General features: G+C 57.2%; 16 protein-coding genes. 12 read left to right on the top strand and 4 right to left on the bottom strand.

Annotated elements, in window-relative coordinates; all coding sequences use genetic code 11:
• Window positions 1-116: 116 nt before the first annotated feature.
• Window positions 117-1,472: an ATP-dependent RNA helicase SrmB gene (srmB, locus tag ACL2XQ_RS19570; RefSeq protein ID WP_413721190.1), complete on the bottom strand. Its 1,356-nt coding sequence runs from the start codon at window positions 1,470-1,472 to the stop codon at window positions 117-119.
• A 132-nt stretch (window positions 1,473-1,604) separates the two neighbouring features.
• Between srmB and ACL2XQ_RS19565 the strand changes: the two genes are divergently transcribed.
• Window positions 1,605-2,402 (top strand): tRNA1(Val) (adenine(37)-N6)-methyltransferase, encoded by a 798-nt coding sequence (locus ACL2XQ_RS19565; protein ID WP_413721189.1) that lies wholly within the window; start codon window positions 1,605-1,607, stop codon window positions 2,400-2,402.
• A gap of 32 nt (window positions 2,403-2,434) precedes the next feature.
• Here the strand turns inward: ACL2XQ_RS19565 and nadB are convergent, their stop codons facing one another.
• A complete protein-coding gene (gene nadB, locus ACL2XQ_RS19560; protein ID WP_410013972.1) occupies window positions 2,435-4,075 on the bottom strand; it encodes an L-aspartate oxidase in 1,641 nt (546 codons plus the stop codon).
• Between the two features lie 422 nt (window positions 4,076-4,497).
• On the opposite strand from nadB, the gene rpoE reads away from it, so the two are divergent.
• The 11 genes from rpoE to acpS all read left to right on the top strand — a co-directional run bounded on the left by rpoE (window position 4,498) and on the right by acpS (window position 13,971).
• Window positions 4,498-5,073: an RNA polymerase sigma factor RpoE gene (rpoE, locus tag ACL2XQ_RS19555; protein WP_162368415.1), complete on the top strand. Its 576-nt coding sequence runs from the start codon at window positions 4,498-4,500 to the stop codon at window positions 5,071-5,073.
• Between the two features lie 28 nt (window positions 5,074-5,101).
• Window positions 5,102-5,755, top strand: a complete 654-nt coding sequence (gene rseA / locus ACL2XQ_RS19550) for an anti-sigma-E factor RseA (RefSeq protein ID WP_410013973.1) — start codon at window positions 5,102-5,104, stop codon at window positions 5,753-5,755.
• Window positions 5,755-6,720: a sigma-E factor regulatory protein RseB gene (rseB, locus tag ACL2XQ_RS19545; RefSeq protein WP_413739566.1), complete on the top strand. Its 966-nt coding sequence runs from the start codon at window positions 5,755-5,757 to the stop codon at window positions 6,718-6,720. The genes rseA and rseB overlap by 1 nt, the downstream gene beginning before the upstream one ends.
• On the top strand, window positions 6,717-7,193 hold the full coding sequence (gene rseC / locus ACL2XQ_RS19540; protein WP_413721187.1) for a SoxR-reducing system protein RseC: 477 nt from the start codon (window positions 6,717-6,719) through the stop codon (window positions 7,191-7,193). Before rseB ends, rseC begins: the two co-directional genes overlap by 4 nt.
• Window positions 7,194-7,491: 298 nt before the next feature.
• Window positions 7,492-9,291: a translation elongation factor 4 gene (lepA, locus tag ACL2XQ_RS19535; RefSeq protein WP_413727848.1), complete on the top strand. Its 1,800-nt coding sequence runs from the start codon at window positions 7,492-7,494 to the stop codon at window positions 9,289-9,291.
• A gap of 15 nt (window positions 9,292-9,306) precedes the next feature.
• A complete protein-coding gene (lepB, locus tag ACL2XQ_RS19530; RefSeq protein ID WP_410013977.1) occupies window positions 9,307-10,284 on the top strand; it encodes a signal peptidase I in 978 nt (325 codons plus the stop codon).
• Between the two features lie 185 nt (window positions 10,285-10,469).
• Window positions 10,470-11,150 carry a ribonuclease III gene (gene rnc / locus ACL2XQ_RS19525; protein ID WP_162368421.1) on the top strand — a complete coding sequence of 227 codons (681 nt, stop codon included), beginning with the start codon at window positions 10,470-10,472 and terminating at the stop codon, window positions 11,148-11,150.
• Complete coding sequence (gene era / locus ACL2XQ_RS19520) at window positions 11,147-12,052, top strand: GTPase Era (protein ID WP_410013978.1); 906 nt, start codon at window positions 11,147-11,149, stop codon at window positions 12,050-12,052. Before rnc ends, era begins: the two co-directional genes overlap by 4 nt.
• 11 nt (window positions 12,053-12,063) lie before the next feature.
• Complete coding sequence (gene recO, locus ACL2XQ_RS19515; protein ID WP_410013979.1) at window positions 12,064-12,810, top strand: DNA repair protein RecO; 747 nt, start codon at window positions 12,064-12,066, stop codon at window positions 12,808-12,810.
• A gap of 43 nt (window positions 12,811-12,853) precedes the next feature.
• Window positions 12,854-13,585, top strand: coding sequence for a pyridoxine 5'-phosphate synthase (gene pdxJ, locus ACL2XQ_RS19510; RefSeq protein ID WP_410013980.1), 732 nt, complete (start codon window positions 12,854-12,856; stop codon window positions 13,583-13,585).
• The gene (gene acpS / locus ACL2XQ_RS19505; RefSeq protein WP_410013981.1) at window positions 13,585-13,971 is read left to right on the top strand and encodes a holo-ACP synthase; all 387 of its coding nucleotides are present in this window, start codon (window positions 13,585-13,587) and stop codon (window positions 13,969-13,971) included. Before pdxJ ends, acpS begins: the two co-directional genes overlap by 1 nt.
• Window positions 13,972-14,111: 140 nt before the next feature.
• Here the strand turns inward: acpS and ACL2XQ_RS19500 are convergent, their stop codons facing one another.
• A complete protein-coding gene (locus ACL2XQ_RS19500; RefSeq protein WP_410013982.1) occupies window positions 14,112-14,372 on the bottom strand; it encodes a YfhL family 4Fe-4S dicluster ferredoxin in 261 nt (86 codons plus the stop codon).
• Between the two features lie 423 nt (window positions 14,373-14,795).
• Window positions 14,796-15,104, bottom strand: coding sequence for a hypothetical protein (locus ACL2XQ_RS19495; RefSeq protein ID WP_410013983.1), 309 nt, complete (start codon window positions 15,102-15,104; stop codon window positions 14,796-14,798).
• Between the last annotated feature and the right edge of the window lie 312 nt (window positions 15,105-15,416).

Raw genomic sequence — 15,416 nt, 5'->3', positions numbered from 1 at the left:
AGCTTTCAGCCGGAAATTAGCTGATTTAGGCGAAAAATGGCTTAAGGCGTTGAAACTTACCCCTAAGGCGACAAAAAAGCCGCCCGTGCGGGCGGCTTTTCAGGGCGCGTGATGGTTTATTCATCATGCGGTTTTGGCGTAACGGCCGCCGCCGCATCCTCCGCGGCCGATTTTGGCGCCCGGCGTTTGCCGATATTGCGCTTATCGCGTAAACGCACCTTGACCTTAACCTTGTCCTTCATCTGGCTCAGCTCTTTTTTCTCTTTGCGTTTGGCCAGCACTTTTTTCGAAGGTTTACCGGTGGTTTTTTCGGCCGGCGCACGGGTGACGGGACGCAGTTCATCCACCACCCGCGCTTTCAGCGGCTCGTTCAGGTAGCGGCTGATTTTACCCAACAGCAGATGATCGTGCGCCTCCACCAGAGAAATGGCCGAGCCTTTGCGTCCGGCGCGGGCGGTACGGCCGATACGGTGCAGGTAGACGTCGGCGGTGGTCGGCAAATCGAAGTTGATGACATGGCTGATATCGTCGATATCCAGGCCGCGCGCCGCCACGTCCGTCGCCACCAGCACGTTCATCCGCCCGTCGGTCATGCGGTTGATGGCTTCATTGCGTTTGGCCTGCACCATTTCGCCTTCCAGATAGCATGTGGCGATGCCGGCCGCGTGCAGCCAGCCGACCAGTTCATGCACCCGCTCGCGTTTGCGTACGAAAACGATAGCCTTGGTCACGTCCGGCAGTTTGAGCAGATGGGCCAGCAGGGCGGTTTTATGCTTGATATCGTCGGCGCGATAATACCATTGGGTGATCTTTTTACGCTCGCGCCGTGAGGGCGATGCGTCGATTTCCACCGGATCGTTTAGCAGCCGCTCGGCGAAATCCTTGACCGCGTTGCCCTCCAGGGTGGCGGAAAACAACAGGGTCTGCTTGCGCCAGCGGGTTTCGGCGGCGATCAGCTCCACATCCTGCGCAAAACCCATTTCCAGCATGCGATCCGCTTCATCCAGGATCAGCGTTTCCACCGCGCGGCAGTCAAAATTTTCTTCCTTGATATATTGCAGCAGCCGGCCGGTGGTGGCCACCACGATATCCTGGTTGTCGCTGAACACGATGGCATGATTCATAAACGCCACGCCGCCGGTGATGGTGGCGATGTCCAGGTGCGTATGCGCGGCGAGTTCCTTGGCCTGTTCCGCCACCTGCATGGCCAGCTCGCGGGTAGGGGTGATAATCAGTACCCGCGGCGGGCCGGATTTCCGGCGGGGGAAATCAAGCAGGTGTTGCAATACCGGTAACAGATAGGCGGCGGTCTTGCCGGTACCGGTAGGCGCCGAACCCAATACGTCGCGCCCGTCCATCGCCGGCGGGATCGCTTCGGACTGAATGGCGGTGGGGCGCTCGTAACCTTTATCGCGCAGTGCGGCGATCAGGCTTTCATGCAGGTCGAGTTCGGAAAATTGGGTTACAGTCATGGTCTACCTCTGGTTGGGGCGCAGATTATAGACGGATCGCGGATAATCTTCATCTGTTTCCGCGCAAACGGATGATTTCATCCGCGGCCGGTTTGCCATAAAGTACCCCGATATGTCCCAAAGAGCCTAATAATGATCGAATCGTTAAAACAGACTATGCCGCTGCGCCGGGACGGTTTTACCTTCAGGCAATTTTTTGTCGCCCACGACCGTTGCGCAATGAAAGTGGGGACCGACGGCGTGCTGCTGGGGGCCTGGACGCCCCTGGGCACGGCGCGGCGGGTGCTGGATATCGGCGCCGGCTGCGGCCTGATCGCTCTGATGGTGGCGCAGCGCGCGGACCCTGGCGTGCGCATTGACGCCGTCGAGCTGGACCCCGCCGCCGCCGGACAGGCGGGGGAAAATTTCGCCGCCAGCCCGTGGTCGTCCCGCTTGCGCATTTTTAACGGCGATATACTGGACTTTGCGCCGCAGGCGACGCCGGGGTTTTCCGCGCAACGCGGCGGGAAAGAGGATCCCGGGGCGGGATATGGGCTGATCGTCAGCAATCCGCCTTATTTTCCGGTCGGTTTGGCCACCAGAAGCGCTGAGCGCGATAAGGCGCGTTACACGGCGACCCTGACCCACCGGCGCCTGCTGGATGCCGCGCGGCGGCTGGTGGCCCGCGACGGCCTATTGACGCTGGTATTGCCGACCGCTACCGGCGAAGAGGTCATCGCCATGGCGCAGCGCGGGGGCTGGCATTTGCGTTATCGCACCGACGTGGCCGATCGCGCGGGAAAACCCTGTCATCGGGTGCTGCTGGGCTTTTCGCCGCAGGCGGGAGAACTGACGTATACGACATTGGCGCTGCGCGCTGGCGACGGCGCTTATTCCGCCGCCTATCGCGCACTGACCGACGGGTTTTATTTATCCCGGCCGGCAGGGTAGGACCGGCGGGCGGGCCGCCGGTTTGCCATGGATCAGGGATGCAGGATGGTCGGCTGCGGGTTGGCGGCCATTTCCGGATAATCCAGGGTGTAATGCAGGCCCCGGCTTTCTTTACGCAGCATGGCGCTCTTGACGATAAGCTCGGCCACCTGGGTCAGGTTGCGCACTTCCAGCAGGTTATTCGAGATACGGAAGTTGGAATAGTACTCGTCGATTTCCCGCTGCAGCAGGTTAATGCGATGCAGGGCGCGCTCCAGGCGTTTGGTGGTGCGCACGATGCCCACGTAATCCCACATAAACAGCCGCAGCTCGTGCCAGTTATGCTGTAGCACCACCTCCTCGTCGGAGTTGTCCACCCGGCTCTCATCCCAGGCCGGCAGCTGTTTGGCCAGCTTGATGGCCGGCAGGCGCGTGCGGATATCCTCCGAGGCCGACCAGCCGTAGACCAGGCATTCCAGCAAGGAATTGGACGCCAGGCGATTGGCGCCGTGCAGGCCGGTATAACTCACTTCGCCGATGGCGTAGAGTCCGTCGAGATCGGTGCGCCCGTGCTGATCCACCATTACGCCGCCGCAGGTATAGTGTGCCGCCGGCACGATGGGAATCGGCTCTTTGGTCAGATCGATATCCAGCGTCAGCAATTTTTGGTAAATCATCGGGAAATGCTGGCGGATAAAGTCCGCGGGCTTATGGCTGATATCCAGGTACATGCAGTCGGCGCCCAGGCGCTTCATTTCATGGTCGATGGCGCGGGCCACGATATCGCGCGGCGCCAGCTCGGCGCGCTCGTCGAAATCGGGCATAAAGCGCGAGCCGTCCGGACGTTTCAGGTAGGCGCCCTCGCCGCGCAGCGCCTCGGTAAGCAGGAAATTACGCGCCTGGGGATGGAACAGGCAGGTGGGGTGGAATTGGTTGAATTCCAGATTGGCCACCCGGCAACCGGCGCGCCAGGCCATGGCGATGCCGTCGCCAGACGAAATATCGGGATTGGTGGTGTACTGATAAACCTTCGAGGTGCCGCCGGTAGCCAGCACCACGGCTTTGGCCCGGCAGGTTTCCACGCGTTCCTTTTCGCGGTTCCAGATATAGGCGCCGACCACGCGCCGGGTGCCGGGCAGGCCGATTTTATTGGAACTGATCACATCCACCGCGTTGCAGCGTTCCATAATATGGATATTGGGATGATTGGCCGCCTGGGAAACCAGGGTGGTTTCCACCTCTTTGCCGGTGGCGTCCGCGGCGTGCAGGATGCGCCGGTGGCTATGGCCGCCCTCGCGGGTCAGGTGATAGCGCTCATCGGGAGACGTGCCGGCATGGTGTTCCGTTTCCACGCCGCCGGTGCCGGTGCCGGATTCCGTATCGAACAACACGCCCTGGTCTATCAGCCACTGTACGCAATGACGGGCGTTGCCGGCGATGAATTCCACCGCCTCGCGATCGCACAGGCCGGCGCCGGCGATCAGCGTATCCTCGACGTGGGAGGCGATAGTATCGGTTTCATCGAACACCGCCGCGATCCCGCCCTGGGCATAATAGGTTGATCCTTCGTTAAGCGGGCCCTTGCTTAAAACCATGACCTTACAATGTCCCGCGAGACGCAGCGCCAGTGAAAGACCGGCGGCGCCGCTGCCAATGACCAGCACGTCGGTTACATGTTCAGTTAAAGGTTGCATAATGGGGTGGTTACCCTGCCAGAAATAATAGTTTTCCGATGTTAGCACTGTATGATTTAGGGCTGAACCGCTAATTGCTGATATTTTACCCGTGGGGGTATTTACGCATGTTTACTGACATCCGGAGGATTTCACGGTACCCTGCGCTTTCAATAGGGTGCCGGGCGTAAACGTGCCGCTTCGGCAGAGTGATTTCAGGATTCTGACACTATAAAACTTTATTTCATGATAGTCTGACTGCTTCCCGGCCAACGTGCTGGCGCGCCGAGATCCGTCCCCGATTACATTTAACAAAAAAGACAGGCGGGACGGAACTTTATGTATAGCGTAAACTCCAAACGGGAGCTTGCTCGTGTTATGGGTTTAGAGGCTGGCGGTACTATTTTTCGCGTGGAGATAAATTTGAGGAGAATTTACCTCGGATGAGCGAGCAGTTAACGGATCAGGTGCTGGTTGAACGGGTACAAAAAGGCGACCAAAAAGCGTTCAATTTACTGGTCGTTCGTTACCAGCACAAAGTGGCGAGCCTGGTATCCCGATATGTTCCCCAGGGGGATGTGCCGGATGTGGCCCAGGAATCGTTTATCAAAGCTTATCGCGCCCTCGAGTCATTTCGGGGGGATAGCGCTTTTTATACATGGTTGTATCGTATCGCTGTTAACACGGCTAAAAATTATCTGGTTGCTCAGGGCCGGCGCCCACCGTCAAGCGATGTGGACGCCAACGACGCCGAAAATTATGAAAGTGCCGGCGCGTTGAAAGAAATATCGAACCCTGAGAATTTAATGTTGTCTGAAGAGTTGCGACAGATAGTGTTTCGCACTATCGAAGGGCTTCCCGAAGATTTGCGTATGGCAATCACGCTTCGGGAACTGGATGGCCTGAGCTATGAAGAGATAGCGTCCATCATGGATTGCCCGGTGGGAACGGTAAGATCGCGAATCTTCCGTGCGCGCGAAGCTATTGACAACAAAATTCAACCGCTGATTCAGCGATAACGATGGCGGCAGGAGAAGGTACCCACGCATGCATAACGAAAAGCTTTCCGCTCTTATGGATGGGGAGTCGTTCGATAACGAACTGCTCAACGAATTATCCAGGGATGATAAGTTACAACAAAGCTGGCAACGGTATCATCTGATTCGCGATACCCTGCGCGGGGACATCGGCGCGACGCTGCATCTCGATATCGCCGACCGCGTCGCGCAGGCTATCGCCCGTGAGCCGGTCCGCCTGGTGCCCGATGCGGTCAAGGAATCGCAGCCGCAGCCCGAGACCTGGCACAAGCTGCCGTTCTGGCATAAAGCCCGTCCCTGGGCCGCGCAGATTACGCAAATCGGCCTGGCCGCGTGCGTGTCGCTGGCGGTGATTGTGGGCGTGCAACACTATAACCAGCCGGTCAACAACGATACCCAGCCGGAAGCGCCGGTGTTCAATACGCTGCCGATGATGGGCCAGGCGTCTCCGGTCAGCCTGGGTGTGCCTTCGGCGACCAACACCGCTGATAACGGTTCCCAGCAGCAGGTGCAGGAACAGCGCAAGCGTATCAACGCCATATTGCAGGATTATGAACTGCAGCGTCGGGTTCACTCCACGCAGCTGCAATTCGACCAGCATGAAACCCAGCAGGCCGCGGTACAGGTGCCTGGTACCCAGTCTTTAGGAATGCAACCGCAGTAATGAAGCCATTTTGGTGTGCTGTGTGTTTAATGACAGGCAGCCTGCTCTTTTCCTCCAGCGCGAACGCCGCCGATACGCCGGCCATGGCGCCCGGGGCGTTGTTGCAGCAGATGAGCCAGGCCAGCCAGTCATTGAATTATGAGTTTGCTTTTGTCAGCGTCAGCAAGCAGGGTGTCGACTCCTTACGCTTTCGTCACGCGGTGTATCAAAAACATCGCCTGGCCCAGCTGCTGCAAATGGACGGTCCCCGCCGCGAAATCTTACAGCGTGATAACGAGATCAGCTTTTTCGAGCCTGGTCTGGAGCCTTTTACGCTGGCCGGCGATCATATCGTTGATTCTCTCCCTTCTATCGTTTACGCTGATTTTGAACGCCTGGCCCAATTCTACGATTTTATTCCTGTCGGCCGCACCCGGGTTACCGATCGTCTGTGCGACGTGGTACGGGTTGTGGCGCGGGACGGCACGCGATTTGGTTATGTGCTGTGGATTGACGCCGCCACCAAATTGCCGCTGCGCGCCGATCTGCTCGATCGCGACGGCGAGGCGCTTGAACAGTTTCGCGTGATCTCGTTTATCGTGGATCCGCAGGTGCAGTCCCTGATGCAGGGTCTGGAAACGGTCAACCTGCCGCCGCTGCTGGCTATGCCCGCCTCGGAGAAAGCGGAGTTTGACTGGACGACCAACTGGCTGCCGGCGGGCGTGAGTGAAGTCTCGCGCAGCCGCCGTACATTGCCCGGCATTAACGTGCCTATCGAGACCAGGCTGTTTACCGACGGATTGTTCAGTTTCTCGGTAAATGTCTCGCCGGCGCAGCAGGGCGACGCGGAGCGGTTTATCCGCACCGGCCGGCGCACCATACACACCGAGGTGCGCGACAATAAAGACATTACCGTTGTCGGCGAATTGCCTCCGGCTACCGCCAAACGCATTGCCGACGGCGTTTTATTTAAGGCGCAACCATGATCAAAGAATGGGCGACGGTTATCTCCTGGCAGCAGGGTGTGGCGCAACTGCGCTGCGAACAGCGTTCCGGCTGCGGCAGCTGCCACGCCAGCAGCAGTTGCGGCACCAGCATCCTCAATAAAATGGGGGCTGACTCAGCGCATCAGCTAAAGGTGGAAAGCAAGCATCCGCTGGTACCGGGGCAGCGGGTGGAAGTCGGCATCACCGAGGCCAGCCTGATCCGTTCTGCGCTGCTGGTCTATATGCTGCCGCTGGTGGGCCTGATCGGCTGCGCGGCCATTATGCAAGGCTGGTTTAATACCGACCTCGCCGCGGCCTGCGGCGGGCTTATGGGCGGTGTCGGCGGGTTTATGCTGGCGCGGTTTTTTGCCCGGCGCATCGGCAACGATCGCGAATACCAGCCGGTGATTTTGCAAGTCGCGCTGCCGCCGTCCTCGTTTTATCTCCGCCGTGAAACCCCATCCAGGGACTAAGGCCGTCTGGCCTTGCGGCCCCCATTACGACTTATGCCACTCCATACCATGATTAAAGCCGACGTCATTGCGCCTGATGATCTTCGCCGATGGCAATCTTGAGTAGCGCGAGGGATCGCGGGCATGGCTCGGCGATGCGGGAAGGGGGCTGTCATCGATGCTAACAGCGCCCACCTTTAATGATTTGTCCTTTCAGTGTAAGATGCCTCCATATTTTCACGGGTGGTTTGTACTTGTGCCCACGTCCGTGCCCATTGTCCTATTTTTTATCAAAAATACCCGAGAAAATTCCTTATAAATGAAGAACATTCGTAATTTCTCCATTATTGCCCATATCGACCATGGTAAGTCGACCCTATCCGACCGGCTGATCCAGACCTGCGGCGGCCTGGCGGAACGTGAAATGGAAGCCCAGGTCCTGGATTCCATGGACCTGGAGCGTGAACGCGGCATTACCATCAAGGCCCAGAGCGTAACGCTCGACTACAAAGCCAACGACGGCCAGATTTATCATCTTAATTTTATCGACACGCCGGGCCATGTGGATTTTTCCTATGAGGTTTCCCGTTCCCTGGCCGCCTGCGAAGGCGCGCTGCTGGTGGTGGACGCGGGGCAGGGCGTGGAAGCGCAGACCCTGGCCAACTGCTATACCGCCATGGAAATGAATCTGGAGGTGGTGCCGGTTCTGAACAAAATCGATTTACCCGCCGCCGATCCCGACCGGGTAGCACAGGAAATCGAGGATATCGTCGGCATCGACGCCACCGACGCGGTGCGCTGTTCGGCCAAGACCGGCGTGGGCATCCCCGAACTGCTGGAGCGGCTGGTGCGCGATATCCCGCCCCCGCAGGGAGACCCGGAAGCGCCCCTGCAGGCGCTGATTATTGATTCCTGGTTTGATAACTATCTGGGCGTGGTGTCGCTGGTGCGGGTGAAAAACGGCACCCTGCGCAAGGGCGACAAAATCAAGGTGATGAGCACCGGCCTGACTTATAACGCCGACCGGGTGGGCATATTCACCCCCAAACGCATCGATCGCGATATTCTCAGGTGCGGCGAGGTGGGCTGGCTGGTGTGCGCCATCAAGGATATCCTGGGCGCGCCGGTGGGCGATACCCTGACCCTGGCCCGCCAGCCCGCCGATAAGGCGCTGCCGGGCTTTAAAAAGGTCAAACCGCAGGTGTATGCGGGCATGTTCACCATCAGCTCCGACGACTATGAGGCGTTCCGCGACGCGCTGGGCAAACTCAGCCTCAACGATGCCTCGTTATTCTACGAGCCGGAAAGCTCCACCGCCCTGGGTTTTGGTTTTCGCTGCGGCTTCCTCGGCCTGCTGCATATGGAGATCATCCAGGAACGGCTGGAACGCGAATACGACCTGGAGCTTATCACCACCGCGCCCACGGTAATCTACGAAGTCGTGACCACCGATAACCAGACCATTTACGTCGACAGCCCGTCCAAGCTGCCGCCGCTGAATAATATCCTCGAGCTGCGCGAGCCTATCGCCGAATGCCACATGCTGTTGCCGCAGGAGTTCCTGGGCAATGTGATCACCTTGTGCATCGAGAAACGCGGTATGCAGACCAATATGGTCTATCACGGCAACCAGGTGGCGTTGACCTATGACATTCCCATGTCGGAGGTGGTGCTGGACTTCTTCGACCGGCTGAAATCCACTTCGCGCGGCTACGCCTCGCTGGACTACGGTTTTAAGCGGTTCCAGACCTCGGACATGGTGCGGGTGGATATCCTTATCAACGGCGAACGGGTGGATGCCCTGGCCCTGATCACCCACCGCGACAATTCCCAGCGCCGCGGCCGCGATATCGTGGAAAAAATGCAGGAGCTGATCCCGCGCCAACAGTTCGATATCGCCATTCAGGCCGCCATCGGCAATCACATTATTGCCCGTTCCACCATTAAGCAATTACGTAAGAATGTCCTGGCGAAATGTTACGGCGGCGATGTCAGCCGTAAAAAGAAATTGCTGCAAAAACAGAAAGAAGGCAAGAAGCGCATGAAGCAGGTGGGGAACGTCGAGCTCCCGCAGGAAGCGTTCCTGGCGATCCTGCACGTTGGCAAAGACAGTAAATAACCCAAAGGAGTTGGCATGGCAAATATGTTTGCCCTGATCCTGGCAATAGCCACCTTGATAACCGGCATTATCTGGTGCGTGGATCGATTTAAACTGGCACCGGCGCGCCGCATCAGGCAGGCGCAGTTAAGCACGGCCGCGGAAGGTGACGCGGCACAGAACAAGGCCTTGCTGAAAAAGGCCAAACAGCCGGGCTGGGTTGAAACCTGCGGTTCCATATTCCCGGTATTATTGGTGGTATTTATTGTACGATCATTTATTTACGAGCCGTTTCAAATTCCTTCCGGTTCCATGATGCCGACGCTGCTGGTGGGGGATTTTATCCTGGTGGAAAAATTTGCCTATGGCATCAAAAATCCCATTACCCAGACGACGCTGATACCGACCGGTCATCCGCAGCGCGGGGACATCGTGGTATTTAAATATCCGCCCGATCCCAAGCTGGATTATATTAAACGGGTGATTGGTTTACCGGGCGATCGGATTATTTACGATCCCCTGAACAAAAGCGTGACGGTACAGCCGGGCTGCGCCAATAATTCGTCCTGTTCCAGCGCATTAGCGGTGACTTATAGCGACATGGCGCCGAGCGATTTTGTCCAGACCTTTGATTCCACCGGCAGCGGCGAGTCCGCCACCGGCTTCCTGCAGGTCCCGCCCGATCAGCAGGTGGACGGCGGCATCCGCCTGGCGGAGCGCACCGAGACCCTGGGCAACGTGACGCACCATATCCTGACGGTGCCGGGCCAGCAGGATCAGGTGGGAATGTATTACCACCAGCGCAATCAGCAACTGGCGGAATGGTCGGTACCGGACGGGCAGTATTTTATGATGGGCGATAATCGCGACGACAGCGCCGACAGCCGTTTCTGGGGATTTGTTCCGGAAAAAAACCTGGTTGGCAAAGCGACCGCGATTTGGATGAGTTTTGAAAAACAAGAAGGCCAATGGCCCACCGGCGTGCGTTTACGGCGGATTGGTGCAATACATTAATCAAATACGTTTTTTAAGCGAAGCATTATTATGCTTCCCGTTGTAGAATACCCCCTTCTGGCAATAAAGACTGGCCCCCGATTCGGGGGCCACTGCACACGAAACAGCTTTGATCCGGTATTGTCCCGACAGGCCTGTTCCGTCTGCTGTAGTTATTTGACGCATGGTTGAGTTATTGGTAACGCATGAATCCCATCTTAATAAACAGGCTCCAGAAAAAACTGGGCTACACTTTTCAACAGCATGAGCTTTTGTTACAGGCCCTGACACACCGAAGCGCCAGCAGCAAACATAACGAACGGCTGGAATTCCTGGGGGATTCCATATTGAGTTTTGTTATCGCCAATGCGCTGTACCTGCGTTTTCCGCGGGTGGACGAAGGCGATATGAGCCGGATGCGCGCTACGCTGGTGCGTGGCAATACCCTGGCCGAGATGGCGCGCGAGTTTGAACTCGGCGAGTGCCTGCGCCTGGGGCCGGGCGAATTGAAAAGCGGCGGATTTCGCCGCGAATCCATTCTAGCCGATACGGTGGAAGCGCTGATTGGCGGTATTTTTCTTGATAGCGATATTGAAAATATCGAACGCCTGATCCTCAATTGGTATCAAAGCCGCCTGGACGAAATCAGCCCCGGCGACAAACAAAAGGATCCGAAGACCCGGCTGCAGGAATATTTGCAGGGGCGCCATTTGCCGTTACCGACTTATCTGGTGGTTCAGGTGCGTGGCGAGGCGCATGACCAGGAATTTACTATTCACTGCCATGTCAGTGGCTTGCCGGAACCCGTCGTGGGCAATGGCTCAAGCCGCCGTAAAGCCGAACAGTCAGCCGCCGAGCAGGCGCTGAAAGAGCTGGAGCTTGAATGAACGAAGATAAAACCTATTGTGGATTCGTGGCGATTGTCGGACGGCCTAACGTGGGCAAGTCCACCCTGCTGAACCAGTTCCTGGGGCAGAAGATCTCCATTACCTCGCGCAAGCCGCAAACCACGCGCCACCGCATTATGGGCATTCATACCGAGGGGCCTTACCAGGCCGTCTACGTCGACACCCCCGGGCTGCATATTGAAGAAAAACGCGCCATTAACCGGTTAATGAACCGCGCCGCCAGCAGCTCCATGGGCGACGTGGAACTGGTGATTTTTGTCGTGGAAGGCACCCATTGGACGCCGGACGATGAAATGGTGGTCAACAAGCTGCGCGGCGTAAACTGCCCGGTGGTGCTGGCCATCAATAAAGTGGACAACGTCACCGACAAAAGCAAGCTGCTGCCGCATATCACGTTCCTCAGCCAGCAGATGGATTTTCTTGATGTGGTGCCTATTTGCGCCGAAACCGGGATGAATGTCGATACTCTCGCGGGCATAGTGCGTAAGCATATGCCCGAGGGCGAACATCAGTTCCCGGAAGAATATGTCACCGACCGCTCGCAGCGGTTTATGGCCTCGGAAATCATTCGCGAAAAGCTGATGCGTTTCCTGGGCGAAGAGCTGCCGTATTCGGTGACGGTCGAGATTGAGCGTTTTATCACCAACGAGCGCGGCGGTTATGATATCCACGGCCTGATTCTGGTGGAGCGCGAAGGCCAGAAGAAAATGGTTATCGGCAACGGCGGCGCCAAGATCAAGACCATCGGTATCGAAGCCCGTCAGGATATGGAAACCATGTTCGAGAACAAGGTGCATCTTGAACTGTGGGTCAAGGTTAAATCCGGCTGGGCCGATGATGAACGCGCCTTGAAAAGCCTGGGTTACGGCGACGACGTCTGAGGAACCCGCCGATGGAAGGCTGGCAGCGCGCATTCGTCCTGCATGGACGCCACTATAGCGAAACCAGCCTGCTGTTGGATTTTTTTACCGAAAACGACGGACGGGTGCGTATCCTGGCCAAAGGGGCGCGCTCCCGGCGTTCCGCCCTTAAAGGCGTGCTGCAGCCGTTTACGCCGTTGCTGATCCGCTGGAGCGGACGCGGCGAGGTGAAAACCCTGCGCAGCGCCGAACCGGTCTCCATGGGACTGCCTCTTACCGGTCTGATGCTCTACAGCGGCCTTTACACCAACGAACTGCTTTCCCGCGTGCTGGCGCACGAAACCGATTACTCCTCGCTGTTTTTTGATTACCTGCACTGCCTGCAAACCCTGGCCGGCGCCAGCGGCTCGCCTGAACCCGCGCTCCGGCGCTTTGAGCTGGCCCTGCTCGGGCACCTCGGCTACGGCGTGGATTTTCTGCACTGCGCCGGCAGCGGCGAACCGGTCAGCGATGAGATGACCTATCGTTACCGCGAGGAAAAAGGGTTTATCGCCAGCGTTATCATCGATCATTACAGCTTTACCGGCCGCGAGCTGCGCTCGCTTGCCGCGCGTGAATTCGCCGATATCGCCACCCTGCGCGCCGCCAAACGCTTTACCCGCATGGCCCTCAAACCCTACCTGGGCGGCAAGCCGCTGAAAAGCGCCGAGCTGTTTCGTCAATTCATGGCCCGGAAACCCCCGCTGAAAACGTTGCCCAACGGCGGCCCCTCCAGTTAAACTGGGATCTTTGGATCCACGCGTCACAGTAACCGAGGATGGTATGTCAGCACTGTTATTAGGCGTCAATATCGATCATATCGCCACCCTGCGCAACGCGCGCGGCACGGCTTATCCCGATCCGGTGCAGGCGGCGTTTATCGCCGAGCAGGCCGGGGCCGACGGCATCACCGTGCATTTGCGCGAAGATCGCCGCCATATCACCGATCGTGACGTGCGCCTGTTGCGTGAAACGCTGCATACCCGCATGAACCTGGAAATGGCGGTAACGGACGAGATGGTCGCCATCGCCTGCGCCACGCGTCCCGACTTCTGCTGCCTGGTGCCGGAAAAACGCCAGGAAGTCACCACCGAAGGCGGGCTGGACGTGGCCGGACAGCGGGCGAAAATGGCCGATGCTGTGGCGCGCCTTGCGGCGGCCGGCATCCAGGTTTCATTATTTATCGACGCCGACGAGGGACAAATCGCCGCCGCCGCCGCCGTTGGCGCTCCGTATATTGAAATCCATACCGGCGCCTATGCCGACGCCGCGAATGACCACGCGCGCCAGGTTGAATACGAACGTATCCGGCAGGCCGCGGTCTATGCCGCCGGCCTGGGCTTAAAAGTCAATGCCGGCCATGGCCTGACCTATCATAATGTCCAGCCGATCGCGGCGCTGCCGCAGATGCATGAGCTTAATATCGGCCATGCCATTATCGGCCGCGCGGTCATGAGCGGCCTGGCCGGCGCGGTGGCGGAAATGAAACGGCTGATGCTCGCGGCGCGCGCCTGATGGCTATCCTCGGCATCGGCACCGATATCGTTGAGATTGAGCGAATCGAGGCCGTGGTGGAGCGCAGCGGCGACCGCTTCGCGCGCCGCATTCTCAGCGACGCGGAGTGGGCGCAGTACCAGGCCCATCGGCAGCCGATACGCTTCCTGGCGAAACGTTTTGCGGTAAAAGAGGCGGCGGCCAAGGCTTTCGGCACCGGCATCCGCAACGGGCTGGCGTTTGCGCAATTTGAGGTGGTCAATGATGTACTGGGTAAACCCGGCCTGAAACTCTATTTACAGGCCGCCGCGCTGGCGATTAGCCTCGGGGTCACCAGCGTCCACGTTACGCTTGCCGACGAACGGCGCTACGCCTGCGCGACGGTGATTATCGAGGGCCAGGGCTGAAATCAGGGCGATAGGGAACCGGCACGGCAGGGGATAACCCAGGCCGGCATCAGGGCGATTATCGACGCGCGGGCGGCAATGACGGGTTGCAGGGGGATGGCGCTTTATCTGGCTGGCAGAGAACGTCTGGCGCGTGGCCGTCAGAGTCGATCGCCGTGGTACATGACGACAAATTTTTCCCATAGCTGTTCGCTGCTCTCGCTACGCGCGGGATCCGGCAGGATGGTATTATCGATCGGGCACACTTTCTGACAGGTGGGCGTGTCGTAATGGCCGACGCACTCGGTGCAGCGGTTGGGGTCGATCTCGTATATCTGCGCGCCCATGGTAATGGCCTGGTTCGGGCATTCCGGCTCGCACATATCGCAATTAATGCACTTCTTGGTAATGAATAAAGCCATATCAATAACTTAGGTAATATCTTATTATAAATCATCAAGAGGACGGGTTGCTTATCAGCACGCCATTGTGAAAAGCATGTGTATTAATACAGTTTAAATCACATTAAAAACCAAAGCAGCAAAGGATTTTTAATGACGGGCACAGTACCACAAAGTACGTTAAAGGCCAATAATACGGGATTTTTAGCCGCAACCGCGTTCAGGCACGGCGGTAAACCGCCTGACGCAGGCGCGCGGTGAAGTCGGTGTTGCGGCGGCTAAAAATCATTTTTGCCCCCGCGCTGAATAAGTACCTGTGGCCCAAGGACGAAAAGAGCACCCCCCCGTATCTCATTATCCGGCCATGGCTTCAAGGTACTTTGCTTAACGCTACAATAGATTTTTAATAGCATACCTGCCGTTTTCACGCACAGGCGGCCTTTTTTATATCATCCGGCATAAATAGCCGCCGCCTGGGAAATAGGTGCCATCGTATTTCTTCGGATGCGGGTGGTAGCCGATGGCTTTACCGTTGCCATCGCGGGCACAGGCGTTATCACCTTCCTGCTGCTGGTTCTTTGGTACGGCTCCGAATAATCCCGGATCGTTCCAAAATTGTTTTTGACCGGCGGCCGTGACGATTTTTGGTGAAACGTTGGAAGGCTGTTCTCCCGGCGTCCCGCTTAAATAGCTGCATCCTGAAGACATAAGGATTAAAAAAGACAAGGGTATTAAAAAAATAGATTTATTCATTGTTATTTATTCCTGGGTATGTTTGTTCTACCCGAAACCCTGGAAAGGGTTCCTGGTCGCAAAATGGTTATTTTATTTTTTAAACTTTGATGCTTTTCTGTTAAAAAATATAACGGCGTCAGTTTGCATGTGAGCCCAGTGATATTCAATAAAGAGGGGATGAAAAGTGAGTGAAATTTAAATGCATATGAAATTTTATAAGTAAAATAATGATGTGAAATGAATGTCCTATAACGCTTATCAGGATAAAGTGACGTTTTTATAATCAATATTGCGACGATTTTTATCAATGTCCCCTTGCATTAACTCCCT

The organism is Sodalis sp. RH14, assembly GCF_047324285.1.
Taxonomy (GTDB): Bacteria; Pseudomonadota; Gammaproteobacteria; order Enterobacterales; family Enterobacteriaceae; genus Acerihabitans.
The sequence above is the reverse complement of the archived record's forward strand: the minus strand, read 5'-3'. Positions and strand labels throughout refer to the sequence as shown.